General features: G+C 63.4%; 17 protein-coding genes and 1 tRNA gene. 2 read left to right on the plus strand and 16 right to left on the minus strand.

Annotated features, from left to right (window positions below):
* Positions 1 to 15: 15 nt before the first annotated feature.
* The 7 genes from NGM99_RS01055 to NGM99_RS01085 all read right to left on the minus strand — a co-directional run bounded on the left by NGM99_RS01055 (position 16) and on the right by NGM99_RS01085 (position 12,133).
* Positions 16 to 4,107, minus strand: coding sequence for an Eco57I restriction-modification methylase domain-containing protein (locus NGM99_RS01055; protein ID WP_252815193.1), 4,092 nt, complete (start codon positions 4,105 to 4,107; stop codon positions 16 to 18).
* On the minus strand, positions 4,104 to 7,295 hold the full coding sequence (gene drmD / locus NGM99_RS01060; protein ID WP_252815194.1) for a DISARM system SNF2-like helicase DrmD: 3,192 nt from the start codon (positions 7,293 to 7,295) through the stop codon (positions 4,104 to 4,106). The genes NGM99_RS01055 and drmD overlap by 4 nt, the downstream gene beginning before the upstream one ends.
* A gap of 183 nt (positions 7,296 to 7,478) precedes the next feature.
* Entirely contained in the window at positions 7,479 to 8,168 is a 690-nt protein-coding gene (locus NGM99_RS01065) for a hypothetical protein (RefSeq protein ID WP_252815195.1), read from the minus strand.
* A 347-nt stretch (positions 8,169 to 8,515) separates the two neighbouring features.
* Positions 8,516 to 8,962, minus strand: coding sequence for a hypothetical protein (locus NGM99_RS01070; RefSeq protein ID WP_252815196.1), 447 nt, complete (start codon positions 8,960 to 8,962; stop codon positions 8,516 to 8,518).
* A gap of 845 nt (positions 8,963 to 9,807) precedes the next feature.
* Positions 9,808 to 10,218, minus strand: coding sequence for a helix-turn-helix domain-containing protein (locus tag NGM99_RS01075; protein ID WP_252815197.1), 411 nt, complete (start codon positions 10,216 to 10,218; stop codon positions 9,808 to 9,810).
* Between the two features lie 93 nt (positions 10,219 to 10,311).
* The gene (locus NGM99_RS01080; RefSeq protein ID WP_252815198.1) at positions 10,312 to 11,916 is read right to left on the minus strand and encodes a site-specific integrase; all 1,605 of its coding nucleotides are present in this window, start codon (positions 11,914 to 11,916) and stop codon (positions 10,312 to 10,314) included.
* A gap of 142 nt (positions 11,917 to 12,058) precedes the next feature.
* Positions 12,059 to 12,133, minus strand: a tRNA-Thr gene (locus NGM99_RS01085).
* A gap of 89 nt (positions 12,134 to 12,222) precedes the next feature.
* On the opposite strand from NGM99_RS01085, the gene NGM99_RS01090 reads away from it, so the two are divergent.
* Positions 12,223 to 12,396 (plus strand): hypothetical protein, encoded by a 174-nt coding sequence (locus NGM99_RS01090; RefSeq protein WP_252815199.1) that lies wholly within the window; start codon positions 12,223 to 12,225, stop codon positions 12,394 to 12,396.
* A 114-nt stretch (positions 12,397 to 12,510) separates the two neighbouring features.
* On the opposite strand, the gene NGM99_RS01095 is transcribed toward NGM99_RS01090, so the two are convergent.
* From NGM99_RS01095 to NGM99_RS01135, 9 genes are all read right to left on the minus strand, one after another.
* Entirely contained in the window at positions 12,511 to 13,341 is an 831-nt protein-coding gene (locus tag NGM99_RS01095; RefSeq protein ID WP_252815200.1) for an aldo/keto reductase, read from the minus strand.
* Between the two features lie 158 nt (positions 13,342 to 13,499).
* Complete coding sequence (locus NGM99_RS01100) at positions 13,500 to 14,516, minus strand: zinc-binding alcohol dehydrogenase family protein (RefSeq protein WP_252815807.1); 1,017 nt, start codon at positions 14,514 to 14,516, stop codon at positions 13,500 to 13,502.
* Between the two features lie 35 nt (positions 14,517 to 14,551).
* Positions 14,552 to 15,529, minus strand: a complete 978-nt coding sequence (locus tag NGM99_RS01105; protein ID WP_252815201.1) for an ABC transporter permease — start codon at positions 15,527 to 15,529, stop codon at positions 14,552 to 14,554.
* Between the two features lie 17 nt (positions 15,530 to 15,546).
* On the minus strand, positions 15,547 to 17,076 hold the full coding sequence (locus NGM99_RS01110; RefSeq protein ID WP_252815202.1) for a sugar ABC transporter ATP-binding protein: 1,530 nt from the start codon (positions 17,074 to 17,076) through the stop codon (positions 15,547 to 15,549).
* 76 nt (positions 17,077 to 17,152) lie between these two features.
* Entirely contained in the window at positions 17,153 to 18,148 is a 996-nt protein-coding gene (locus tag NGM99_RS01115; protein WP_252815203.1) for an ABC transporter substrate-binding protein, read from the minus strand.
* Positions 18,149 to 18,562: 414 nt separating this feature from the next.
* Positions 18,563 to 21,040, minus strand: coding sequence for a glucose/quinate/shikimate family membrane-bound PQQ-dependent dehydrogenase (locus NGM99_RS01120; RefSeq protein ID WP_252815204.1), 2,478 nt, complete (start codon positions 21,038 to 21,040; stop codon positions 18,563 to 18,565).
* Positions 21,041 to 21,312: 272 nt separating this feature from the next.
* On the minus strand, positions 21,313 to 22,332 hold the full coding sequence (locus NGM99_RS01125) for an aldo/keto reductase (protein WP_252815205.1): 1,020 nt from the start codon (positions 22,330 to 22,332) through the stop codon (positions 21,313 to 21,315).
* 195 nt (positions 22,333 to 22,527) lie between these two features.
* Positions 22,528 to 24,033, minus strand: coding sequence for a UxaA family hydrolase (locus tag NGM99_RS01130; protein WP_252815206.1), 1,506 nt, complete (start codon positions 24,031 to 24,033; stop codon positions 22,528 to 22,530).
* On the minus strand, positions 24,030 to 25,175 hold the full coding sequence (locus NGM99_RS01135) for a mannitol dehydrogenase family protein (protein ID WP_252815207.1): 1,146 nt from the start codon (positions 25,173 to 25,175) through the stop codon (positions 24,030 to 24,032). The genes NGM99_RS01130 and NGM99_RS01135 overlap by 4 nt, the downstream gene beginning before the upstream one ends.
* A gap of 60 nt (positions 25,176 to 25,235) precedes the next feature.
* On the opposite strand from NGM99_RS01135, the gene NGM99_RS01140 reads away from it, so the two are divergent.
* Complete coding sequence (locus NGM99_RS01140) at positions 25,236 to 26,114, plus strand: GntR family transcriptional regulator (RefSeq protein ID WP_252815208.1); 879 nt, start codon at positions 25,236 to 25,238, stop codon at positions 26,112 to 26,114.
* Positions 26,115 to 26,128: the final 14 nt, after the last annotated feature.

A 26,128-nucleotide genomic window follows, 5' to 3' on the forward strand; every position in this document is an offset into this window, starting at 1 on the left:
GTTTCCGCCGGTTTGCTATTCGTCTCCTCCGTCCTCATCATCCTCACGCCTCGTGGGAGAGCGTGTTGCGTGAAGGCCGAGGCGGACTTCCTCAGCATGGCGCTCAGCGTTGAGTTCGAGCAGGCGGGCGAGCACCTCGTCGCGGAAGGCGTTGGGCCAAAAGAGACGGCCCTGGTAGGTGTGATCGTCCTCGGTGTCGGGCGTGAGGAACGCGGGCGCGGCCCGGTCGGCGAGGTCATCCCAACCGTAGGCGCGTAGCACGACGCGGTCCATGTCGGCGTGGAGATCGCGCAAGGCGGTGAGGTCGGGGGCGTTATCACGCGCGTCGTGAAAGCGGTTGTAGGTCTTGGTCATGCCCTCGTTGCGGGCGATCATCAGGGTGGCGCGGTGGTCGTAGTAGGCTTGGCCCGCCGCCTCCAACGCGGAGTCGATCTCGAAGTTTTCGGGAAAGGGGAAGGTCTCGAAGCAGTCGGAGGGGGCATAGCGTAGCCTGTCCTCAAGGGTGGACGAGAAGAACCGCGCCCAGATTTCGTGGACGCGGGATTGTAGAGCAGCGAAGGGGGCGAGATTGGGGAAGGCGAAGATTGCGAGCGTGTTCGCGTAGTTCATTCCAGAAGTGAGCTGCGTGAAAGCCATGTGAGGTGCAGCCCCACAATTCGTAGAGAGAACGCGCTGCATTCCATCGGTTGCGCGGAGTAGCCCTGGCGTCCGCCGAGTGTAGCGCCACCAGATTTCTCGCCTAGATCGGTCTGGATTATTTGCTCTCTCTGGTAAGACCAGCCGCTCCACGACCTCTAGCAGGTCGGGCCAATCTGCCGCCACTGGGTCGGGATAGTCGGCTGAAACTATGCCCAAGCGTAGCTTCGCTCGCTGCGTTTCTTCAGTGAGTTGGCGCCACGGATACATCGCCGCTGGGTCGCGGCGCAGCGGGAAATCTTCGAAGTCGATGGCAAAGCGGTGGTGCGCGTGGGTAGGCGAATTGTTTACCTCCTCGCCGCCGAGATAGGGTTTGATTCGCTCGGCATTTCGCTCATCCCTCGCGAGTAGTTCGTGCATCCGCGCAATCGGCTCCGACGTGCCCTTGGCCGCCGCCACGTCGTCGAAAGTGAAGCCCATGCCGAGCAAGATGGAGCCTTGGAATGCCTTCCTGGCGTTCGCCGCCAACCGCTCGGGCGAGCCGTCCATCGCGCCTTCCACGAGGTAGGCCGAGACACGCGACGTCCGGCGGCCGTCTAGGATGGGCAGCGTCTCCCCACCATTCCTTGCGCTGGCTACGGTTGGTGTAAGAACAAAACGCCGTCCCTCCTTGGCCACATGCACGACGGAAACAATCACCGCTGCCTCACCAGGCCATGGCTCCCGCTTCTTGGCGTGGGTGATGCGGCCGCCCATGCCCAAGATTGCGGCCAAACCTGTCGCGCGTGTGTCGCCCTGGCCGATGGTGTTGGTCGCGATCAGGCCAAAGCAGCCACCTGAGCGCAGAAGCACGAACGCCCGGCGAAAGAAATGTGCCACGAGGTCGGCGTTGCCGTGCGCACCTTCGTGCATCACCTTGAACCAATCGAGAAAGCCGTCGCGGTTGGCGGCGACCGTCGTGTTCTTGCCGGCGAAAGGCGGGTTGCCTACGATCGCGTCAAAGCCCGGATTGTCTCGCGAGAAAACCTCGGGAAACTCCAGTTCCCAGTGAAACGGCCGGATCGGATGCTCGCCGTGCCGAAGCGTGGTGGCAACCGCTGCGATCTTCTCCTCGTTTGCATTGCCGCTCATGCCGCTGAGAAGGCCTTCGACCTCCTGGCGCCTGAGCTCACGCGCCCGCGGTTTGTTCGCTGCGAAGAAGGCGGCGACGATCGCGTCGCCATACATGCGGGGCTCGTCGAGCCGCCGCTCCACCGTCCGGTGACGCGCTTCCTGTATGGCGCGAGCCGTGTCGTCGGGCGCGAACTGGATGTCGCGACGGCCAGTGGCCGCCTCGTTGATCTTGCCGCGCACGAGGCCCTTCAGCAGCGGCAACGGCGGCTTGGAAAGGTCCCAATGCGCCGCTTCGATCTGAGCGCGCGACAGCCCTACTAGGCTGTCGCCGCACTTCACGGCGTGGTCAAGGAAGGTGAACTCGTGGCGGGCGGCGAGCGTGGCGAGCCAGAGCGAGAGCTTTGCGAGGTCCACCGCCATCGGGTTCTTGTCCACGCCATAGAGGGCACGCTGCGCCACTAGGCGGCGGGCGTGCAGGGCCTCGTCTTCGTCGGCAGGGATAGCAGGCTTAAGCGCGGGGTGATGGCCCCAGGCTTTTTCGAGACGCTCGCCCAGCTGCCGGCAGGCCTCTACCAGGAAAGCGCCGGAGCCGCAGGCGGGATCGCAGACCTTGATGTCGAGCACCTGGTCGGGCGTCGCCGCTTCACCGATGCGCTCGAAGGCCGGCTCCAGCGCGTGTCGCACGATGGGCTCGGTGAGTGCGCGCGGCGTGTAGTGGCTGCCCGAGCGGCGGCGCTCGTCGGTCGGCTGGAGCACCGGGGCGCCCGCCGCCGTCAGTCCGCCGTCCGGCGAGCCGCGTCTGTCGCGGATGGCAGCGAGCGCCATAGTCAGCTCGTTGAGCGTGGCTGCCTTCTTGATGGCTTCAAGCCGCTTGCCCGACGGGGCGACGCCTTGTTCCTTGAGCAGCTTCTGGCGCTCCGCTTCCTTCGCTTTCACCAGCGCGCCGGGCGCGACGAAGACAGGCAAGTCTTTCTCGCCCTTCACCGCTAATACCGGCTCGGGAGCGGGCTCCACCTTGAAGCCCATCACCGTCTCATAGACCGAGCCGATCTGCTCCACGTCCAGCGAGCGGTAGGAGATGCGCTCCCGCACCCGCTCGCCGGCGAGACTTGGGCCCTCCAGCGTCATCAGCCCTTCGAGGATGTTGAGGATCGCGCCGTCGCGCACAGGCAGCACGCGGGCCGCGCCAAGAGCTTCGCTGTCGTCGCGGCCTTCAAGGAACGGGAAGGTGGTGGGGTCGAACAGCTTGCCGCCACGAGCGACGATCCAATCGCCCAATCCCCCATGCACCATACGGAACAGCGCGAGTAGCCGCCCCCACCCGCCGACGCGTTCATCCATCGTGTCTGCATGCAGCGCGCGGTCTTCGGCAAGCTTCGCGTAGAGGCCGCGCACGGAGTAGTTCTGCTCGTAGAGCTCGATCGACGCCGGCTCGCGCGAGGCCGGTATCAGGTCGCGGTCCTCGGCGAAGAGCAGGAACACGAGCCGGAGCAGCGTGGTCAGCAAGCCTTCGTAGAGATGCTCAGAGCGGTCGCGCGCGAGGCGCTCAATGCGCTCGGGGTCTCCGGCATGCATGGCACGCAGCAGTTCGTGAGCGGCACCCAGCACTTGGCGAGAGAGTGCCGTCGAGACCTCGTTCTGCGCTTCCCGCGAACGGGCGAGGAGGCGCGGCAGGCGACGCTCTTCTGCTTCCGTAAACAGCCGGGCGTGACCGAGCATCAGCTTGAGCCCGCCGAGCATGGCGCGACCCGCGACAGTCCCGAGGCTCCGGACGGGAAACGACAGCCAGCCCGAGGTTTCGCCACGCGGAGCGTAGATTATGCGGATCTCCCGGCGATCGACCAACACGCCAATTGAGGCGTTGCGACCGTCAGCGTCACGGTTCTCGCGCAAAAGCCGCTCAAATTGCGCGTGAGGCGTTGCCTCCCAACCCGGCAACGCTGCGCGTTGGTCTGCGTCAAGGTCTGGAAGAAGCTTCACGAGGAGCTGGAACCCGCCCCTGCCGCCTAGTTCACGCACGGCCCAATCTGGCGCGAGGGTCACATCATGCTCGGGCACACGCACGGCGAGACTGTCCGGCAGTGGCGGCCCGCCGGGGGCGCCAGCGACATGAGCTGCGTCCCAATCCAGGATTTCGTTGAAGAAGCCCCATGGATCGATCAGGGCTGGCTCGTCGTCATGCCAGTCCTTCTCGTCGCCGAGCAGGTCCTTGACCGCCCGGGTTTCCAGCTCTCGCTGTGGCGGCGGGTAAAGCGTTTCCTCGCGGATGATGTTTGGGCCGATGACCAGCCCGACGGAACCGACATGGAGCAGCCATTCAATCTGCGGATCGGCTTGGACGTGAGCGAACGCGTTCATGCCTGCCTCGGCGAGAGATAAACGATGCCAAGCGGCTCCAGCCGCTCGGCAAGGATGGCGAGCGAAGCAGCGATCCGAGTCGGCTCTTGCGTGAGCTCCCGCTCGATGCTTTCCAGCCGGGTAGTCCAGTGCCGGCGATCCGCCTCGCGCTGTCGCCGCTCCCGCGCGTCGGCAAGGTCGAACTCGAGCTGCAGCGCGTTCCTGTCATTGGCCAAAGCACGGATGCGGTCGCGCTGGGCGGTCAGCAGCGCCTCTAGCGAGGCGGCCTCGCGCTGTGCGAGCTCTGCCAAGTCTCTTGCAGCGATCGCGGCTGCATCCTTTGCTCGGGCTTCAAGCGCAGGACGTAAGCCAGCGAGGTCCTCCTTCACGCTGCTAAGCAGCTTCTGCACGATCTCCCGCGGCGGAACGGATGCGCCGTTCAAGCCCTCTTCCAACGCCTCGAGCGTGGTCTGCTCGCCACGCTCGCCTAGCGGTCGCAGACTACTTTCACTCTTGATCGCGGTGATAACGATAATCTCTTCGTGCAGGCGCGCCGCGGCAGGCCCGTAGAGTGCCAGCCGGCCAACTAGCACGACACGTGTTTGCGAGCCGGGGCCGTAGATCACGCTGGCGCGGTTCAGGCCGGCTTGGAAACCGTGGCTCACGAAACGGTTGATCAGCCGTCGCACTAAGCGATGCTCGAGGTGAACGTGCACGACTCCATCGGCGTCGCGCCCGTCAGGCAGCACCGGAGCGTCGAAGCTGATGGCGCGAATGGGTTTGTTCGCACGCCATTCCACGAGCTGCTTCGGCTTTGGCGGTCGGCCTTCGCGCAACTCGTCGAACAACTCGTTCCAGCTGTGGTCGCGCGTGAATGCGGGAAGCGTGGGGTCGAGCCGAAAAGCGTGCCCGATTGGAGCGTCTGTAGCCGGCGCGAGCGGCACGCCATCGCGCTTAAGCGCCGTTTCGACCACACCTTTGAGCTCGTCCGGCTCGATGCCCACCCGCTTGCGGGCACTCTCCAGATCGCGGTCGAGCAGGGCGAGCTCGCGCTTCAGCCGAGCAAGGCGGCGGTCTGTCCCGTCGGCCATCTCCTGCCGCGCTAGGCGGGCGGCGGCATCACCTTCCTCCCCCTCGATGTCTAGTGTTAGCCGCTCGACCGTGCCCCGCGCGATGCCGCCCGCTTTGAGGCGTTTCTCGACGCGCTCGCTCAAGACCTGCCCAGCAGAACCAAGCTGCTCGCGGATCGTCTCGGTCTTGCGGACGAGAGCCTGCAACACGCGATCCTCCGGCCGCTGGCGATAAAAGAAGTAGCGGCAGGTGACGACAGGCGACGGCTGGAGCTTGCGGTCGATGCGCCCATTGCGCTGTTCGAGCCTGGAAGGATTCCAGGGCAGATCGACGTGGATCAGGTCGTGGCAACGCGTCTGGAGGTTGATGCCTTCGCGGGCGGCGTCCGTGCACAGCATGATGCGGACCGGTTCGCGTGCAGGGTCGGTGTTGAAGGCGAGCTTCACAGCTTCACGGCGGTCGGCGCTTGTCAGGCCGGTGAAGGTGAGAATCCGCTCCCGGCCGCGGTCAGTGTCCTCGAATTCGGCGATGAGCTGGCGCTCCAGCCAGATCCTTGTGTCCTCCCATTCTGTGAAAAGGATCAGGCGGCGATCGCACCAGTTCCTCTCGCCCGCCATCATATTGGTGCGGATCCACTCTACCAGCCAGCGGATGCGCGCGTCCGGGCGGCGCTCATTGGCACTTGCAACGACGAGCATCGACTCCACCTGAGCGATGGCACCGTCGAGGCTCTGAATCGCAGGAGCGACGCTTTGCGTCGCGGCGTCTGCGATCTCGTCCTCCTGCACCTGGAGCGCCGTTAAGAGGTCGGCCTCGGACGCGTAGTCATTTGCCTCATCGGGCTGTGACGGGAAGGCCAACAATGCGGCCACCGGGGCCGGCTGGTTGCGGAGTGGTCGGTCTCGATGACGCTTCAACGTTTCGAGGTGCCGTCGCAACGTGCGCGCGAAAGCCGGGATGGATGAAAGAAGCCGCTGCTGCAGCCCCGACATCAGGAACCGGGCCTGCCCGAGCGCCGTGCCCTGCAGGCCTGTCTCGCACCAGGAACGATAACGCTCCAGCATTTCCGACAGGATAAGCTCCGGCGCGTCGGCCGGCAGGCCATCAATCAAAATTGGCTCGACACGTCGCTCGGGGAACTTTGACACTTTGAGCTTGAGAAGATCGCTTTTGAGGCGCCGCACCATCACGGGCTCCAAGTCATCCGGTTCGACCGGGACGCCGCGGGTGAAGCGTTGCGGATCAAGGATCTCGAGTAGCGACGAGAAGCTGTTGGAGTGACCATTGTGCGGTGTGGCAGACAGGAACAGGCGGTGCTCGAATCGCTCCGCCAAGCCGCGGATCGCACGCGTGAATTGACTGTCTGTAGCGTAGGCAATTCCGCTCGCCGGGGCCGCATGATGCGCCTCGTCGAGGATCAGCATAGCACGCGGACGGAAGTTCCCGAGCTGTGCTTCAAGGCCGTCGCGGTAAATCTCGTCGCCAAGCAGGCTGTGCGAGATGATGAAGCGTGAGCCGACTGTCCATGGGTTGGCCGAAAAGCCATGAGCGCGTCGAACGCTTGCAAGGTAGTCGCGGTCGACAATGGTGAAGCTCAGACCAAATTTCTGGGCGAGCTCGTCCTGCCACTGTGCCGTCATTGCTGCCGGTGCGGACACAACAATGTAGTCGATGCGCCGACGTAAGAGGAGCTCGCGAAGCACCAACCCGGCCTCAACAGTCTTGCCGAGACCAACATCGTCGGCGATCAAGAGGTTTACACGCGGAAGGCGAAGCGCTTTGGCGAGTGGAAGAAGTTGGTAGGGATCAAGCCTGATTCCTGCTCTAAATGGGGCTTGAAACAAATTTCGGTCTGCTGCCGTAGATGACCGCCATTTTATAGCCCGCAAATGCGCTGCGAGGACTTGAGGGTTGTCGGGGCCTTCGCGAGCAATCTCGCTCCACATATCATTGGAGAGCCGGGTGAGATCGAGTTCACCGCCGACGACTGCGCGCAGGCGCTCGCCCTGCGCATCGTCATCCATGCAGGCTAGATCGAGAGTATCGATTCCAAGGCGCCCGCGTTCGCTGACAGCGGTTTCCACGATCCAACGGCGCCCTCTCACCCGAACGAGATCACCAACTAAAAAATCTGACATAGCGGCGGTCTCCCATCCACGAGCAAAGCTAGCGAATACAACCGAGCCGCTGCAACTGTGACTACACGCACCTCGCTGTTACGCAAGGGCAGTGATTAACCTGTCGTGCGCATTGTGTCTCATTCTGGAGCCGACCCCAGCGTGATCGCGTCCACAGGAGTTGAAGAGGCGAAAAACTGGAGATCAGACATCACAACGCCGCACTTTCTTTTCTCGGGTCCGCAGGCTTCCCCAATATCCCTTTGCTGCCCTTTGCAGCTCTCGCGTCGAAGAAAGCACTGACTTGATGCCCAGGATCCTCTTAGTCTTCGAAACTGTCTTATCGAGGTAGTTGGCCCAACCATCCCCACTCCAAAGCGGTCGCAGATCAGCTTGCCGCTCAGAGTGTGCTGCGCCCCAAGTGCCGCCTGCATCCTTCAATGCCTGCATTGCTTGCCTCGACAGGCTACTGTCGATGAAGATGATGCCATGAATATGAAGGCGGTCAGCCTCTGTGAACTCGACCACGAAGGCGAACTCGGCTGGAACCATTAGGTGACGTAGGATCGCTTTAGTGAGGCGCTCGTGAAGGAAGCTTTTTGCTTTCGTAGGCTTCACCATCGCTTTAGCTTCGATGTCGCGCCCAAGATTAAGGCTGAATGCCAGCACCGGCCGGGTCTCATCCCACACCCGTGCCATGGCCTTCATCTTGAGAACGTCACCGGTGTCGCGCCATGCTGCCAGTCGACGAGTGTCTCGTGCGTCGGCCCTCCCGCGCTTTGAGAGCTTTCCGCCTTTGTCTGCACGCGCCTGAGAGGTGGCAGAAGGAGAGATGGGTGCAGCAACTAAACCGAATCCAGGTCGCGCGTGGCGGCGTGGATCGAGCTTCTGCATCGTCCGAGCGTTACGCGCGTCACGCTCAACTGATTTCCTTGGTCTTTTCGCCCTGCGGCCGGTGCGGGATGTGGTTCGGTCACTGCGTTGCTGTCCGGCTGATGGGGCGCTCCAACGGCCAGCCCGTGCATAATTTTGCGCGTTCTGCTCTGCAGTCATCGGCACGCCCATCCCGGTTGAATCAGGAGGCGCAGTAGTCGTGAAGCCAGCACCAACGCGGGGTGCGTTGCTCGGGCAGAGCGCAGCCGAAAGGGTGGCGCCAGAAGCGCAGGCATTTTGGACATGGGGATCATCGAAAAGGCTGGGCTGCGGCAGACCAGTGTCGCCGCGGCTGTCAGGTTAAAGCATCAAATTGCAGAGACGTCGGCGGCATGGCGGAGCAGCGCTGCCAATTCGACCGCCACACATCGCGCCATCATCCGACTTGCACCAGTCAGGCTGCAGCGGATTCGCACGCCTGGACCGCGGCGCTCGAACAGCAGGTCGGCAACGACTAGCGTTGAAGACGGCTTCGAAGCAGGAGGTTGAACGCTCAAGCCCTCCAGAGTGTCTGCTGCCTGACGCGCCGTTTCCAAACTCCACCGACGATGGATACCGGCATCTGCACACTCGAAGATGACGGCTTGCTCATCGCTTTTGACCCTCCAGCAAGGCAGCTCGAGAGGCAGGCGGCGAGATAGAGCTTCAGCCTTGACGAGTTTAGACACGAGGTCGACGATCGACAGTCCGGACAGATCAGCAAGGCGCATGACCTGTAGGTAGATTTCTTGCGGTAGCCCAATGGTGCGAGCCATCTGCTTTTCTCCTGAGCATGTTCAATTGATGCTTTAGTGTAGGAGAAGACCCTTCTGCCGTCGGGTTGTTTATTTTCAATCGGGACACTTGACGATGGTTGGGTCACCGATTGCGAAAAATGCGCATTGGTCGGGAGCTTGATGGCCTTAGCTGCGCAGGACAGCCGACAGATGTAGATGCATACGTCGTCCGAGTGCGCAGCAATCGACCTTGGTGGGTTACTGGTCAGAAAACTTGAACGAGACCAGCACCCCAACCCACTGCTGCTTCAGACAACGCAGTGCAGGCGTCTTGTGCTAAGGAGCTAAGCCGGAGCAGGTTTGCTGGAGGCATGCATATCGTCGAGTTCGCCATGCTCTCGTAACGTGTGCATCACGAGCGGAAGATTGAGCTCAGGCCCGAACTTTACAGTTTCTTGTCAAAAATTCAAAAAACGCGGAATCGGCCCTTAGATGTAAAGATAGTGCCAAGATAGTGCCAAGATAGTGCAAAGAAGAGAGTTATTTCGGGAAACACGTTTGACAGAGAGTGTAAAGAATGGGGCTTGTAGAGAGGGGTCTGTCCAGCCCTATCTTTACACTTTCTTTACACACGGTATGGTTGTCCTCCCGCGAGGAGCGGAGGGTAAACGCTCATTTCTGTCGGCAGCGGGAGGCATCCGGATCGTAGTTGCTGCCCATTCCTAGGACATCGCTGTTTTATGGATGGCCCAGCATCGCCACGTATTCGAACAGAGGTTCGATGAGTCCCGCGAGGGGGACTCAGCCGTTTCCAGTTGCGCCACCAGCATGTTGATCCTTCATGCCAGGTAAACAAGATCCGGCGCACAGGGCGAGCACTACGATCACGAAGCCCCAAACAGCGCTCGGATCAAACGTTTGGCACGGATCGTCAAGGCAGGATCGGTGATGCCAGATGCATCACGAATAGCGTCTAGCCATACCCGCTCATTTGCGGTTGCCAGCGTGCCGAAGATGACGTCGATCGTCTCCATCGTCGTCTTGTCATTGGATTGAGCGAATGCAAGCTTTAGAAGTCGAACCGGGTCGCAGTCCAGAGCTTTTGCAAGGGCTGGCACGCGGTCGATGGGCAGCTTCGACTCACCTGTTTTGATCATCGAAAGCATATTGGGCCTTTTGAACCCTGCCTCGCGAGCAATTTCTGACTGATTTTTCACCGCACTGCATTGCAGAATGCACTTCTCCAAGAAATGCACCAATTCTGTGTCAGAGAACGGCTTTCTAGTTTTATTCATAATCAACTCACTCGATTGCGTTAAAGTGAGTTATAGTAAGAAAGTATAGGGGATGCGCTAAATAATGTAAGAACCCAAAATGCAAAATCGAGATCAGCAGCGATCCGATTCATGTGGAAGTCCGTTTCCGAAACAATCCTCAGCGGTGAAATCTACTTGGTAGTAAGGTAGTGCACTGATCGCATTCAGCTTCGCCTTCAACGTCACATCGCCGTAACTTTCGCCGGCAGTCCGCGAGGCGTGACCCTCAATAGCATCCAGCACGCGCCGGCTGATCCCAAGTTCTTCCCCAATTGTCATCAGCCGATGGCGCCAAGCGTGATTTGGCTGCACACTCTTTGGGATCACGCCCTCCTTTTGAAGCCATTGCGACACGCGTCCAGCAACCATGTTCGCGCCAGCCTTGGCATCGCGGCTGCCGCCCTTGAAGAACAGCGGGCCACCGGCAGATGCGTTTACGAACTCGAGAAATCCGCGCTCAACAAGCTGGGGATGGAGTGGCACGTCGCGGTATTGTCCTGTCTTCACACTGCCGGCCTGCGGTGTGATGCGCATATAGTGGATGCCGCCCTCCACGCGCACGTCCTCTTTGCGGAGCTGCGTCAGCTCCGCAATGCGGGCGCCGGTGAACGCGGCGAGCCATGGCGCCCACCGCTTTGCTGCTGACAATTCCGCATGCTCGCGCACCTTGCCCTTGGCGTCGGGCTTTGGCTTGTAATTGCTGGCGATCTTCAGGATCGTGAGGGCTTCCGCTTCTGTGAAGCCTTTTGGGCGCTCGCGGACGGTGTTAACTTTTCGGCGGCGAACCCCTAAAGTTGGGTTCACTGTAATTTTCTTATTGCCTACCGCCCAGTTCATCACAGCGCGCAAAGCTGCGAAGTAAACATCCTTGATCGTCTTCGGTGACAACGTTTTCGAACAAGCATCAAGCCAGCCTTGAACATCTTCGTTCGTGAGCCGGTTCGCATCATCATGGCCGAGATAATGCTTCAGGCTTTGAAAGACGGGTGTCCAGCGCTTCCGGGCACCACTCTTCTGCTCACCAGTCTCGGTCTGCTTCAGGTAGCGATCAAGCAGCCCGAGTAGTGAGACTGGTAGGGCGTTGACCTCCTTGGGTTCATCCGCGAGGAAAGGTGTGTCCGGCTGGCCCGTGAAGTTGCCTTCGTTCCGCTCATCTTGGCGGACAAATGCCTGAGCGCGCGCATAACAAATCACCTGCGCAATACGACGCCACTCATCCGACCCGAATGGCGCGTCGTGGTTGCCGGCCTTTCGGAAGCGCGCAACATCCAGGCCGACAAGCTCCTGAATCTCATCGTCGGTCAGCCTTCCTGAAAAGCCGTCGCGGAAGCGCCTTGCTTCATCCCAATCGATCTGCTGCAGCGTGTAGAGCTTTGAAAACTCGCTTTGCCGCCAAGCTTGATCGGTCATCAGCGCTTCATCATAAACGCGCCGGCCGATCTGCTCGGGCGTAAGGGGATAGCGGTTCTCGCGGGCAGAGGTGTTTGTCGCCGCAGCCCGGCGCCGTTCTGCCTCGCCGATCCTCTGCTGAAGCCGACCAAGCTCAAGCTTGTGCCGCTGCTTGGCAACGGCGAGGTCGCCGCCTAGCGCCTTCCACAAAGCCGACTTGCCGACGAAGGGCCGAAGCTCAACCGGCACGATGATGCGTGAGGAATAGCGGCCACCACGTTCGATCATGTGAGCGGGCAACCGCTTGGTGCTTGTCCTCGCCACTAGCTACTCTCCCCATTCGGCCGAGTTTTGCAGCAGACTTTGTAGCAGAAGATTGTAGCAGAACCCATGCTGTTCGAGGGGTTCAAGCCTTTTCAAGGGGAAAGGATGGTGCTGCGAGAGAGGATTGAACTCTCGACCTCACCCTTACCAAGGGTGTGCTCTACCACTGAGCTACCGCAGCGCCGCGAGTGAGCGGGCTTCTGCCATATCACTGTTTGCCGTGCAAGGTGCTATGAGCGGGAAACTGAAAAGAGCGAACGGGGCTGGAAAATGAGCGAGGACGAGGAACGCGAGCGCCGCAAGAAAGCGCGCCTCGCCGAAGCGCTCCGCGCCAACCTCGCCCGCCGCAAGAGCCAGACGCGGGCGCGGCGGGAAGGTGCGGCTGACGAGCGGCCCGAAGGGTTGCAGGCGGCGGAGGGTGGGGAGGCTGGCGACGAAAAGTAGGTCCGGGTGGAAGTTTGCCGGGCTATGGGAGGGAGGCATGAGTGGGCCGCCCTCGACCCGAAGCCCGACGCCTCCACGCGCGACAACGCCCCCTTCCACTGGAAGCACTGGCCCTCAGAACGTCGCCGTCATCGGGTTCGGCCCGATGCGCCCGCCCACATCCTCAAGCCCTGAGATCCGTTCCAGATCGCCCGAATCCAGCTTGAAGCCGAACACGTCGAAATTTTCCTTGATGCGGCTCGGCGTCACCGATTTCGGGATCACGATCAGCCCGTTGTCGAGGTGCCAGCGGATGATGACCTGCGCGGGCGTCTTGCCGTATTTCGCGGCGATTCCCGCGATCACCGGGTCGGACAGCGTCTTGCCCTGGCCGAGCGGGCTCCAGCTTTCGGTGCGGATGTCGCGCTGGGCATGCGCCGCGCGCAACCGCTTCTGTTCGAAACCGGGATGCAGCTCGATCTGGTTGAGCACCGGCGTCACGCCCGTTTCCTCGACGATGCGGTCGAGATGCTCGATCTCGAAATTCGACACGCCGATCGACTTCGCCTTGCCGTCCTCGCGCGCCTTGATCAGCGCCCGCCAGGTGTCGACGTAGAGATCGCGATGGGGCGAGGGCCAGTGGATCAGGATGAGGTCCACCTGATCGAGCTTGAGTTTCTTGAGGCTCGCATCCAGCGCCTTCAGCGTCTGGTCGTAGCCCTGGTCCTCGTTCCAGATCTTGGTGGTGACGAACACCTCGTCTCGGCCAAGACCCGAGGCGCGAATGCCTTCGCCCACCCCTTCCTCGTTGTTGTAGGCGGCTGCCGTGTCGATGTGGCGGTAACCGGCTTCGAGCGCGGTGCGCACGGCATCCGCCGCGCCGTCATTGGGCGTCTGCCACACGCCGAGCCCGATCTGCGGGATCGAATGGCCGTCATTGAACGTGATGCGGGGTTGCTCGGTCATGGGGTCCGTCCTCTGTTGACTGGTTCGCCACTCATCTAGGCATTGCCGGGCCGATGTCCGTCCCGAAAGAGGAAATTCGGCGCAGCCGACCGAAACCATCCCGCACGAGCGGCGCGCGGATCACGGCACGAAATCAGAAACGGAAGGCCCTGCCGCTTCTACCCGCCCACCTTCACCAAGGCCTTCACGAGCCCTGCGCGCGTCGCGGCCCAGCGCGGCAGATCCGCTATCGCCCCGCCCAGCGTCGTCTCATGCGTCAGAAGCTTGGCCACCGGCACGAGCCCCTCGCGGAGCGAGCGCACCACATGCTCGAAATCCTCGCGCGTCGCGTTGCGCGAGCCGACCACGCTCATCTCGCGCTTGTGGAATTCTGGATCGGAGAAGGCGATCGCGTCCTTCACCACGCTGACGAGCACTAGCGTGCCGCCATGCGCGACATAGGCAAACGCCCCTTGCATCGACTGCGCATTGCCGGTCGCATCGAACACGAAATCGAAGCTTTCCCCATCCGTCCGCGCCGCCACCACAGCCGGAACATCCGCGCTGCCGTCGATTGTCGCGAAGCCCAGTTCTTCCCGCGCGAACGCCAACCGTTCGGCGCTGGTATCGAGCAGCGTCACATCGAGCCCCGCGATGCGCGCGAAGAGTGCGGTGCCGAGCCCGATCGGCCCGGCTCCGATCACCAGCGCCCGCGCGCCTGCCCACGGTTGCGCGCGCCGCACGGCATGCGCGCCGATCGCCAGAAATTCCACCGTCGCCGCTTCGCGCAGCGAGAGGTCGCCCGCCGGATAAAGGTTGCTTTCGGGCACGAGCACCTGTTCCGCCATCGCCCCATCGCGATGCACGCCCAGGACTTCGATTGCCACGCAGGCATTCGGCTTGTCTTGCCGGCAGGCCACGCAATGGCCGCAGGCGAGATAGGGGTTCACGATCACCGGTTGTCCGACCTGCAAGGCAACGCCATCACCCGGTGCCGCCACGCGCCCCGAAATCTCGTGTCCCATCACCCGCGGATAGGCGAGAAACGGATGCTTGCCCTCATAGATGTGGTAGTCCGTGCCGCAGATGCCGACATAAGCCACATCCACCAGCACCCAGCCGGGGCGAGGGGCCTCCGGCACCGGCCGCTGCGCCAGTTCCAGCCGCCCCGGTTCGACGCAAACCAGCGCGTCCAGCGTGGCGGGCTCTTCCGCCCCCAAGGCCTGCGCGCTCACCGCCCGCCCTTCCGGCGCAATCCGTCGAAATAGACGATCACGATGATCAGGACGCCGGTGATGATGCGCTGCCAGAACGAGTTCACGTTGAGCAGGTTCGCGCCATTGTTGATGGTCGCGAGAATGAAGGCGCCCAGCAGCGGTCCATGCACCGAGCCCACCGCGCCGAACAGCGAGGTGCCGCCGATCACCGATGAGGCGATGGCCTGCAATTCCCAGCCCTCGGCCTGCGTCGGGTTGCCGATGCCGATGCGCGACGCCAGGAGCACGCCCACGAAGGCCGCGCAGAGGCCCGACAGCGTATAGGCCATGTAGATCGTGCGATTGACGTTCACGCCCGACAGGCGCGCGGCTTCCGCGTTCGAACCCACCGAGAACAGATAGCGCCCCCAGCGCGTGTGCTGGAGAAAAACATAGGCCGGCACGCCCACCAGGATCACCATCCAGAACAGGTTCGGCACACCGCCGAACGAGCCGCGCGAGAAGGTCTGGAAGGCTTCGCTCTGGATGTTGATCGAGTTGCCGTTGGTCATCAAGAGGCCGATGCCGCGCAGCGAAGTGAGCGTCGCGAGCGTGATGATGAAGGGTGGCAGGCCCATCTTCACGATGCCGAAGCCGTGGAACACGCCGATGCCGATGCCGACGAGAAGCGTGGTCGCCACCGCCAGCCAGACCGGCCAGCCGGCATTGATCATGAGCGCCGTCACCACCGTCGAGAAGCCCACCACGGCACCCACCGACAGGTCGATGCCGCCGGTGATGATGACGAAGGTCTGCCCCACCGCGAGGATCGCGATCATCGAACCCTGCCGCAACAGGTTCGCGATATTGACGGGCGAGGCAAAGGAGGGCGTGGCGATCGACAAGACGATCCAGAGCACCACCAGCAGCGCCAGAAGTGTCAGCCCGAACAGCACGTTGAAGTTGCGCCGCTTGCGCGGGGCCTCAGGCGCGGCGGCCGTTTCCGTGGACATTCGTGTTCCCCCTCTTTTTATGCCTTGCCAATGGCTTCGGTCAGCACGGTCTCGTCGGTCGCCGCGCGGAAGCCGTGGCTGGCCACCAGCCGCCCGCGCCGGAACACATGCAGCGTGTCGGCCAGTTCATAGACTTCCGGCAGGTAGGACGAGATCAGGATGATGCCGGCGCCGTTGCGCAGCAGCTCGCCGAACAGGCGATAGATTTCGGCCTTGGTGCCCACATCGACGCCGACCGTCGGCTCGTCGAAGATGAAGAGCTTCGCGCCGTGGTTGAGCCATTTGCCGATTACGATCTTCTGCTGGTTGCCGCCCGACAGCGAGGAAGCGAGCGCATGCCGCGTCGGCGTCTTGATGCGCAAACCGCCGATCTGCTGCTCGGCCTGCCGCTTTTCCTCGCCGTTCGAGATCAGCCCATTGGCGCTGATGCGCTTGTAGACCGGCAGGTTGATGTTGAACCCCACCGGCAGGTTGAGACAAAGCCCCTGATCGCGCCGGCTTTCGGGCGCCAGCGCCATGCCGAGCTTGATCGCATCGTGCTCGGAGCGGATATCCACTTCTCTGCCCTGCCAGTGAATGGAGCCCGCGCTCTTCGCGTGCCGCCCGTAAAGCGTCGTCACGAACTCCGAGCGCCCGGCGCCCACCAGCCCGTAGAGCCCGACGATCTCGCCCTCGCGCACCGTGATCGAGACATCCTCGAAGCCCTTGCCCGAAAGGTTGCGCGCTTCCACGATCGGCGCGCCGAACGCGAAATGCTCCTTGTGGTAGATCTGTTCGAGCGAGCGGTTGATCATCATCCGCACCAGCTCGGGCTCGTCGGTTTCGCCGATTGCCCTCGTCCCCACATAGGTTCCGTCGCGAAGAACCGAGACACGGTCGGCCAGCTCGAACACCTCTTCCATGCGGTGCGAGATGTAGATGATCGTGACCCCTTGGGCCTTGAGCCGCCGGATCAGCGCGAAGAGCTGCTCGGCCTCGCGACGGGTCAGATAGGCGGTGGGTTCGTCGAAGATCAGGAATTTCGTGCCGCGCACGGTGGCGCGGGCTGCCGCCACAAGCTGCTGCTGGCCGATGGTCAGATCGCCGAGCATAACGCCGGCCGGCAGGTGGAAGCCGAGATCGTCGAGGATCTTCTGCGCGTCGCGCACCATCGCGCGCTGCCTCAAAAGGCCGTAGCGCGTTTCCTCATCGCCCAGAAAGATGTTGGCCGCGACCGACAGGTGCCGGCACAGCACCACTTCCTGATGCACGGCATTGATGCCCAGCGCCTGGGCCTCGAGCGGCGTGGAAAGCGGCACCGAGCGGCCTTCCCAGATCATGTCGCCGCCGGTTCGCACGATGGCGCCGGTCAAGAGCTTGATCAGCGTGGATTTACCCGCTCCGTTTTCGCCCACCACGGCATGGATTTCGCCGGGCAGAAAAGCGAGATCGACGGGCTTCAGCGCATGCGTGCCGGGGTAGCGCTTCTCCAGCCCCTTGAGTTCGAGGATCGGCGCAGGCGCCCCTCGCGCGAGTGCATCATCGGTCCTGAGAGCCGCTTGAGACATGTTCCGGTTCCTCCCAAAACCAGCGCCGACAAGAAAACAGGCGAGAGCGTGCGCCCCCGCCTGCTGTTGAGCAAGCTTAATTCAGCTTCGGATTGAGGAGCGCGTCGATCTTGGGCTCCTTCATGTTGGCCTTGGTCACGAGGTTGGCGCCCGTGTCGACATTGGCCTCGACCTTTTCGCCCTTGGACGCGGCGAGCGCGGTCTTGATGCCGTCATAGCCCATCCGGTAGGGGTCCTGCACGACCAGCGCCGAGATCACGCCCTGGTTCAGGAACGAGATCAGCTTCTCGTCCGAATCGAAGCCCACCAGCGCGACCTTGCCGCCCAGATCGTTCTCGGCAATCGCCTGGCCTACGCCCTGCGCCATGATCAGATTGGATGCGAAGATACCCTTAAGGTTCGGGTTGGCCGTGATCAGGTCGGTCGCGATGTTGAGGCCGGTCGTCGCCTGGCCGTCGGCATAGCGGTCGGCGACCAGCTTCAGGCCCGGATATTTCGCGGCCAGCTGCTCCTTGAAGCCTTGCGCGCGCTGTTCCAGCGAGCCCGCGCCGGGCTGCGCGGTGATCAGCGCCACGTCGCCCTCGATCTTGCCGCCATTGGCCTCGCCGATGGCTGCGGCCAAGCCGTCGGCCGCGACGCGGCCGCCCTGCACGTTGTCGGTGGTCAGGAACGAGGTGAATGCCTTGGAATCGGCCGCCGAGTCGATGCCCACCACCTTCACCTTGGCCGCCGCCTCGTCGATCGGCTTGCCGAGCGCCTTGGCCTCGGTCGCCGCGATCACGATCGCCGCCGGATTGCCGGCCACCGCATTTTCGAGGATCGAGATCTGCCCGTTCACGTCCGTCTCGGCCTGTGCGCCGAGCTCCGGCACGTTGACGCCGAGCTCCTTGCCGGCCGCGCGCGCGCCGGCCATCACGATCTGCCAGTAGAAGGACGTGGTGTCCTTCACGATGATCGGGATCGTCGGCTGCTGCGCCAGCGCCGGCCCCACGCCCAGCGTCCCCGCGGCGATCGAGGCGGCCGCCAGAAGCCCGAAGGCGCGCCGCGAGATCCTGTTCTTCAAACCAGTCATGCAATTTCCTCCCTGAAGCCCGAACAGTCCTCCCGGCTCCATGCGTCGGGCCGCGTATGGAGCTTTATCGATAAAAAACAATCGCAGGAAGATTGGTAGCCAATCTGTGAGGCGCACGCAAGCGGCTCGAACGCAGTGTTGTGGACTGCTGCGGATGGGGCGGGGCGGCGAAGGGCGCTGGCCTGGGTCGGGCCTTGCCCGTGGCGAATGTAACCGGCGCGATGCCGGCAAAAGGGGAGCGACAATGGCGGAATAGAGCTTTGCCCGCGTCCCGGATCGAACCTTCGATCCGGAAGCGGTCGCGCCGAAAGCTCCTTGGGCACGGCACGACCCGTTGAAGCGGGTTTGCCGGTTCAGAGCCGGTCCAGGGGACCGGCTCTGTGCGCCTTCATCGAGCGGGCGGTCTGGTCTGCCTCATTGGGGCAGGGCATAGGCGATCACGTAATCGCCTCGGTCCTGTGACTGGCGCGCGCCGCCCGCCGAAATGACCACATATTGCTTGCCCGTCTTGGGCGACTTGTAGGTCATCGGCCCGCCCTGGCTGCCGACCGGCAGGCGCGCTTTCCAGACTTCCGTGCCGGTGCCCGAATCGAACGCGCGCAGATAGTAGTCCTGCGTGCCGGCGATGAAGACGAGCCCGCCTTGCGTCGCCAGCGTCCCGCCCAGCGTCGGCATGCCGACCGGGATTGGCGCGCGCATCTTGAAGCCGAAGGGACCGGTGTCCTGCACCGTGCCGACAGGCACCTGCCAGACGATCTGGCGCGTCTTGAGATCGACCGCCGTCAGCGTGCCGAAAGGCGGCTTCTGGCAGGGAATGCCGAGCTGCGACAGGAAGCGGTTCTTGTTGACCGAGTAGGGGGTGCCTTTCAGCGGCACGGCGCCCATGCCGGTGTTGGGCGCTTCGCCGCCATTGTTTTCCTCGGCCTTCTTTTCGGGCGGGTTGGTGCCGGTCGGATTGCTGTTGCTCTGCGCGACCTCCTGCGGCTCCTGAGGGAACATCTGCACCCAGAGGCCGAGCCGCATATCGTTGAAGAAAGCGTAGCCGGTGGTCGGATCGACCGAGAGGCCGCCCCAGTTCATGCCGCCGAGCGAGCCGGGAAAGGACAGCGAGCGGTCCGTGTCGGGCGCGGTGTAGAGCCCCTCATAGCGCATGCCCTTGAAGGCGATGCGGCAGAGGAGCTGGTCGAAGGGCGTCGCGCCCCACATGTCGGCCTCCGTCAGCGTCTGCGCGCCGATCTGCGGCATGCCGACCGAGCGCGGCTGGGTGGGGGAGTATTGCTCGCGGGCGATGCTCGCGGCTTTCACCGGCTGCTCCGTCACCTCGGTCAGCGGCTTTCCGGTCGCGCGATCCACCACATAGATCTGGCCCGCCTTGGTGCCGAAGATCACGGCCGGCGTGGTGGCCCCGTCGGCTGCGGGGAAGTCGATCAGCGTCGGCTGCATCGGCACGTCGAAGTCCCAAAGGTCGTTGTGCACCGTCTGGAACACCCATTTGACTTGGCCCGTGGTGCCGTCCAGCGCCACGACGGACGCGCCGTATTTGTGGTCGAGTTCGGTGCGTGTGCCGCCCCAGAGATCGACCGACGGGCTGCCCACCGGCATGAACACGGTGTTGGATGTCGGGTCATAGGTCATCGAAGCCCAGACATTGGGCGTCGAACGCGTATAGCTCTGACCGGCTGGCGGCGCCTGGGTGATCGCGGGGTTGCCCGGATCGAACGCCCAGCGCAGCGCGCCGGTGATCACGTCGAAGCCGCGAACCACGCCGCCCGGCATATCGACCTGCACATTGTCGGCGATGCGGCCGCCGACCACCGCCGTGGTGCCGGCGATGGTGGGCGGCGAGGTCAGCTGGTACTGCGGATCGGGCGCGGCACCCAGGCCCTCTTTCAGATCGACGCGGCCATTATTGCCGAAATCGGGGCAGAAGGCGCCGGTGTCGGCATCGAGCGCGATCAGCTCGGCGGTGATCGTGTTCATCAGGATGCGGCGCTGGCAGAGCGCGCCTTGCGCGACCACGGCCGGGGTCACGGGCGTGGCCCCGTTCGCGGTCGGCTGTTCGAGCGGCGCCGTGGCGTCGAAATAGGACAGGCCGCGGCAGCGGTTCCAGACCGAGGACTTGGCATCGATCTGGTTCTTCCAGATTTCCTTGCCCGTATCGGCGTCGAGCGCGATCACGTTGTTGTGCGGCGTGCAGAGAAACACGCGGTCGCCGATCTGCAACGGCGTCTGCTGGTCTTCCGCCTCGTTGCCGGTCGGCGAAAGCGGCGTGTCGCCCGTGTGATAGGTCCAGGCGACCTGAAGGTCGGACACGTTCTCGCGCGTGATCTGGTCGAGCGCGGCGAACCGCGTGCCACCGGCATCATTGCCGTAATGCGACCAGTTCCGCTGTTCGGCTGCGGCATCGACCGCCTTCAGCGTGGTGGTGCCGGCGGCCTTCACCTCGGGGTGAGGAATGAACATGCCATAGGCCGTCGCCGCGCAGAGAACGGCAAGCACCCCCGCCGCGCCGAAGGCAGGCGTGGAGCGCAAAGGGAGATCGGAAGCACGGCGCAGCAAAGGGAGGCTGAGCAGCACGAAGACGAGGCCGATGGCCATGGCAAACAGCCGCGACACCAGCGGCCAGAACGCGAAGCCGACTTCCCAGACCGACCAGATGACAGTGCCGATGAAAACCAGCGTGAACAGCCATGCCCCGGAGGGCCGCCCGCGGATCACCTGAATGCCCGCCACGCAGATCAGCAGCCCGGCGATCACGAAGTACCAGCTGCCGCCCAGCGTCAGAAGCGTGCCGCCGCCGACCACGAAGAACGCGCCGGCCAGAAGAAGAACGGCGCCCAGAACAATGAGCCAGATCCTTCCCGGCAGGGAGATCGATGACGCTAGGGGCATGGCAAAAACACTCTTTTCAGAGATGAGCCGAAAGCTCGTAATTCAATTCGGGGCACAAAAAGCTGGCTGTCGCGCAAAGCGATCTGGCATGCAATATGGTGCAGCCTTTACAACAGTCGTGCGGCCAGCGCCACCGCCGGCTCCATGCAGGGCGCAGGCCCACGCAATAGACGTGGAAAGCAGCAGCCTGTGTAAGCAAAGCCGAATTTGTCGATCAGAGCGTGATGGGTGGCTGTAGCACGGCCCCGGCTGCGCGGCTCGTGCCGTCCCGTTTACTCCCGCACCGCGCGGTCCGGCAGCACCTGCTTCACCGTCAGCGCATCATATTTCGCCCATTCGCTGTCGGGGATCGGCGTTTCCAGAAGCTTGAAGTTGCGCTCGAGGCTCGACCGCTTGGACGAGCCCACCAGCACCGTCGCGACTTCTTCCGAATGCAGCGGAAACTGCAGGGCCGCCGCCGGCAGCGCGTAGCCGCCGCTTTTCGCAACCTCTTCCATCTGCCCGACCTTCTCGCGCACGTCGTTGGGCGCTTCCCCATAGTCAAAATGCGCGCCGGGAACGGGGCCGGTGGCAAGAATGCCCGAATTGAACACCCCGCCGATCACCAGCGACGTGCCTTTTTCGCGGCACAGCGGCAAGAGCTTGTCCTCGGCCGTGCGGTCGAGCAGCGTGTAGCGCCCGGCAAGCAGGATGCAGTCGATATCCGCCCGCGCCATCACGTCGAGACAGATCTGCGTTTCGTTGACGCCCAGCCCGAACGCGTGGATCGTGCCCGCCTTCTTCAGCTCCTCCAGCGCCCTTATACCGCCGCCCTCGATGAGCTGGCGCAGATGCTCCTCCGTCTTCTCCGGCCCATGCGTGTAGGAGCCGATATCGTGCACGTAGAGGATGTCGATGCGGTTGAGCCCCAGCCGCGCATAGGAAAACTCGACCGAGCGCATGATGGCGTCATAGGAATAATCGTAGGTCAGCTTGAAGGGCAGCGGGTCGACGAACCCCACCTGCGGCACCTGGTCTTCCGGCACCGGCGAGAGCAGGCGTCCGACCTTGGTGGAGAGGACCCACTCGTCCTTGGGCTTGCCCCGCAGGAAGTCGCCCACCCGCCGCTCGGCGAGCCCGAACCCGTAATGGGGCGCGGTGTCGAAATAGCGCATCCCGCCTTCCCACGCGGCCTCGAGCGCATCCATGCCCTGTTCGCGCGACACCACCTGGAACATGTTCCCCAAGGGTGCCGTGCCGAAGGAATATTCGGTCACATGCAGATCGGTGCGACCGACGCGGCGCGTTTTCATAGGAATCTCTCCGAAATGATGCGTCTGGAGACTGTTTAAGAATTTATCGGTTGAGGGCCGGCGAGGGATTTTTGCTGATCCGCGAGGCGACGAACGCAGGCGATGCCAGCGGCATCGGCGAGGCTCGGCAACGAAGCGGGCGGCGAAAAGAACCGTCGGACCGACCCGAGAACATTTTCAAATGGTCTCCCATAGTTAGAGCGTGGCGCCCAGATGCCAGGGCACGAACTCGTTGTCGCCGTAGCCGAAGTCTTCGCTCTTGGTTTTCTGGCCCGATGCGGTTGCCACGATCAGCTCGAAAATCTCGCGTCCCATCCCCGAGATCGTCTTCGAGCCCGACGCGATCGGTCCGCAATCGAGATCCATGTCCTCTTCCATCGCCTGATAGAGCGCGGAGTTCGAGGCGATCTTGAGCGAAGGCGTCGGCCGGCACCCGAAGCACGAGCCGCGTCCGGTGGTGAAGACGATGACGTTGGCGCCGCCCGCCACCTGTCCTGTCGCCGAAACAGGGTCGTATCCCGGCGTGTCCATGAAGACGAGGCCCGGCGCAGAAACCTTTTCCGCATAGCCATAGACCGCGTTCAGCGGCGTCGAGCCGCCTTTCGCGACCGCACCCAGCGATTTTTCGAGAATGGTCGTCAGCCCGCCGCGCTTGTTGCCGGGCGAGGGGTTGTTGTCGAGCGAGGCCTCATGCATCGCCGCATAGCGCTCCCACCACTTGATCAGCCCGTCGAGTTTCTCGGCCACCTCGGGGCTCGACGCGCGAGACGCCAACAGATGCTCCGCGCCATAGATTTCCGATGTCTCAGACAGGATTCCCGTGCCGCCCACGCCTGCCAGAATATCCACCGCAGCACCCAGTGCCGGGTTCGCCGTGATGCCCGACATGCCGTCCGACCCGCCGCATTGCAGGCCGACCACGATCTCCGACACCGGGATCGGCTCGCGCTTGAGCTTGCCCACTTCTTCCGCGATCTCGTTCAACACGCCCATCGCGCGCAAGACGGCTTTGCGCGAGCCGCCCGCATCCTGAATGTTGAAGTGCCGCTTGGATTGGGCCTGGCCCTGTTGCCCGTAAAGCGTCAGCTGGTTCACCTCGCAGCCCAAGCCCACCATCAGCGCGCCGCCGAAATTCGGATGCCGCGCATAGCCGGCCAGCGTCCGGTGCAAGACGCGCATCCCGTCGCCCGTGCCGCTCATGCCGCAGCCCTGGTCGTGGACGATCGGCACGAAGCCGTCGATGCCGGGATGCTTGGGCAGAAGCGTCCGGTTGGCTTCCTCGGCAATCGACCGGCACACGGTGGACGAGCAGTTGACGCTTGCGATGATGCCGATGAAGTTGCGGGTGCCCGCCCGCCCGTCGGCGCGGCGATAGCCCATGAAGGTGCGCGCCCGATCACTGCTCGATGCCGCCTCCGCCTCGCCCGGCGCCTGCACCGGCAGGCGGCCCGCCTCGAAAACGAGATTGTGGCTGTGAACATGCTCGCCGGCCACGATTGTCGCGGTCGCGCGGCCGATCGCCTGCGCATATTTCACCACGGCCTCGCCCTGGGAAATCGCGCGCACCGCGACCTTATGGCCGGGTTCGATTGCCGAAAGGGTCGCGCCCCCGCCCGGCAGCGCCGTGCCCGGTTCGAGGCGTCCGTTCGCCACCGCCACATTGTCGGAAGGGGCGAGGAGGATTGCGGCTGGCAGGCTCATGCTGCGACGTATCCTTGCGATTTCTGGAAAAGCGTTTCGAGTTCGGGCAGCGCTGCCGCGCCCCCGACCCATGCGATGAAGCCACCCACGCGCTTCTCGATCTTGGCCGCGTGGTTGGTGGCGATGTCGCTCAGGCGATGGTCGAGAAACGGGTTGCGGAAGCGTTCCAGCGTGGTGGCGACATAGAGTTCCGCCTCGTCACCCATGCCTTTCGCCCGAAAGCCCGGCAGAACTTCGCGTCCGTAGATGCCATCCAGCCGCGCCCACGCTTCGGGGTCTTCGAGGATTTCGCGAACCGTCAGCCCCTCGGGCCTGCCATGGCCGAGCCACCAATCGGCCAGCACCGTATGCCCGAGATTGAGGATATGGATCTTCAGCCGTTCGAACGGCTCGAGGCTGTCCACCACCCGGATCGCCGGATGCGCGCAGGGCAGCGTCAGCTTGGGCTTCCTCTCGATGGCCCAGAGCGCATAGGGCTCGGCCACGGCCCCCGCCGGTTCGAGCGGCGTCGAAACGATCCGGTCCACGAGACTGTCGGCGAACACGCAGTCATCGGCGATGAAACGGACGAGTTCTTCCGACGCTCCGCTTGAGCGCGCCAGCCCGAGCACGACCCCGCGCAAGGTCTCGCCGTTGCGCCCGACGAGTTCGGTCGGCAGCACCACGAGCCCAGCCCGGCCCGCGCGATGCCGTGCCGCAAGCAGCACGAGCAGCCGGGCCGGAAAGCTCGGGGGAGGGGCGTCGCAATCAGCAACGGGATCGACCCGCAACCCGTCCGGCACCGTGAAGCCGGTCTCGGTCGTGTTCGAGATCACGAACCGCGCCTCGTCCACGAAGATCCGCTTCAGCTCGGCCCAATCCGCCTCGGCGTCGATCCCACGCGTGACCGAGCGCACCTGCACATGCCGCTCGATCTTATCGCCGTCCTCCAGTCCGCGCACGATCACCGGATAACCAGCCGGATCGTTGAATGCCGCGAGCCGCTCGCGGTTTCCCGCCGATCCGCTGCCGGCCACCACCGTGACCGGCCCGACGTCCTGTCCCTCTTCCCGCGCCTCGTGGATGAAAAAATCCGCATGGGCTTGCAGGAATCGGCTCGTTCCGAACTGTATGACCGGCGTGGACAATGACGTGGTGGACAAGGACGTTTCCCGACTGCTTTTTGTCTTTTATCGTCAAAAAACATTTGCTAGTCAACGCATGTGACCCGCCAGAACAACGTCCTCAAGCAGGCCTACAACGCAGCCCTCGCGCAACTGGAGCACGGCGCGGCCCTGCCGTCCGAGCCGGAACTGGGCCAGCGTCTGGGCGTCAGCCGCACCACCGTGCGCTCCATCCTGTCGCGCATGAGCGAGGAAGGGCTCATCAGCTGGGACAAGCGCCAGAAGACGGTTCTGCGCGCGCCGAAACCGGCCGATTTCTTTCCCGAGGAAGAAACCGACTCGCTCACCGAAGTGGTCGAGCGCGCCTTCATGCGCCGCCTCGTGGAAGGCTCCAGGGAGCCCGGCATGCAGATCAACGAGCTGGAGCTGGCCCGCGCCATCGGGGTGGGCACGTCATCCGTGCGCGAATTCCTGATCCGCTTTTCCCGCTTCGGCCTCATCGAAAAGCGCCCCAACAGCCACTGGGTGCTGAAAGGCTTCACCCCGTCCTTCGCGCTCGAACTGGCCGAGATCCGCGAAATGTTCGAATTGCGCTCCGCCCAGGCCTTTGCCGCGCTCCCCAAATCCGATCCGATCTGGCACGAGCTCGACCGCATCGAGGCCGACCATCATGCGCTGCGCAAGGTGGTCGATTCGGAGTTCAAGCAGTTTTCCGCCCTCGACGAGCGCTTTCACCGCCTGATCCACACCGCCTCGCTCAACCGCTTCATCACCGATTTCTACGATGTGATCGCGGTGGTCTTCCACCACCACTACCAATGGAACAAGGCGGGCGAGCGCGAGCGCAACGCGGTGGCCATCGAAGAGCATCTCCGCTACATCGGCGCCCTGCACTCGGGCGATGCGGCAACCGTGGAAGCGGCCTGCCGCACCCATCTCGCCTCGGCGCGAAAGACCATGCTCGAATCCATGTCCTGAGGGACGGCGGAGGA

This window comes from Mesorhizobium liriopis (genome assembly GCF_024053505.1).
Lineage (GTDB): Bacteria > Pseudomonadota > Alphaproteobacteria > Rhizobiales > Rhizobiaceae > Mesorhizobium_B > Mesorhizobium_B liriopis.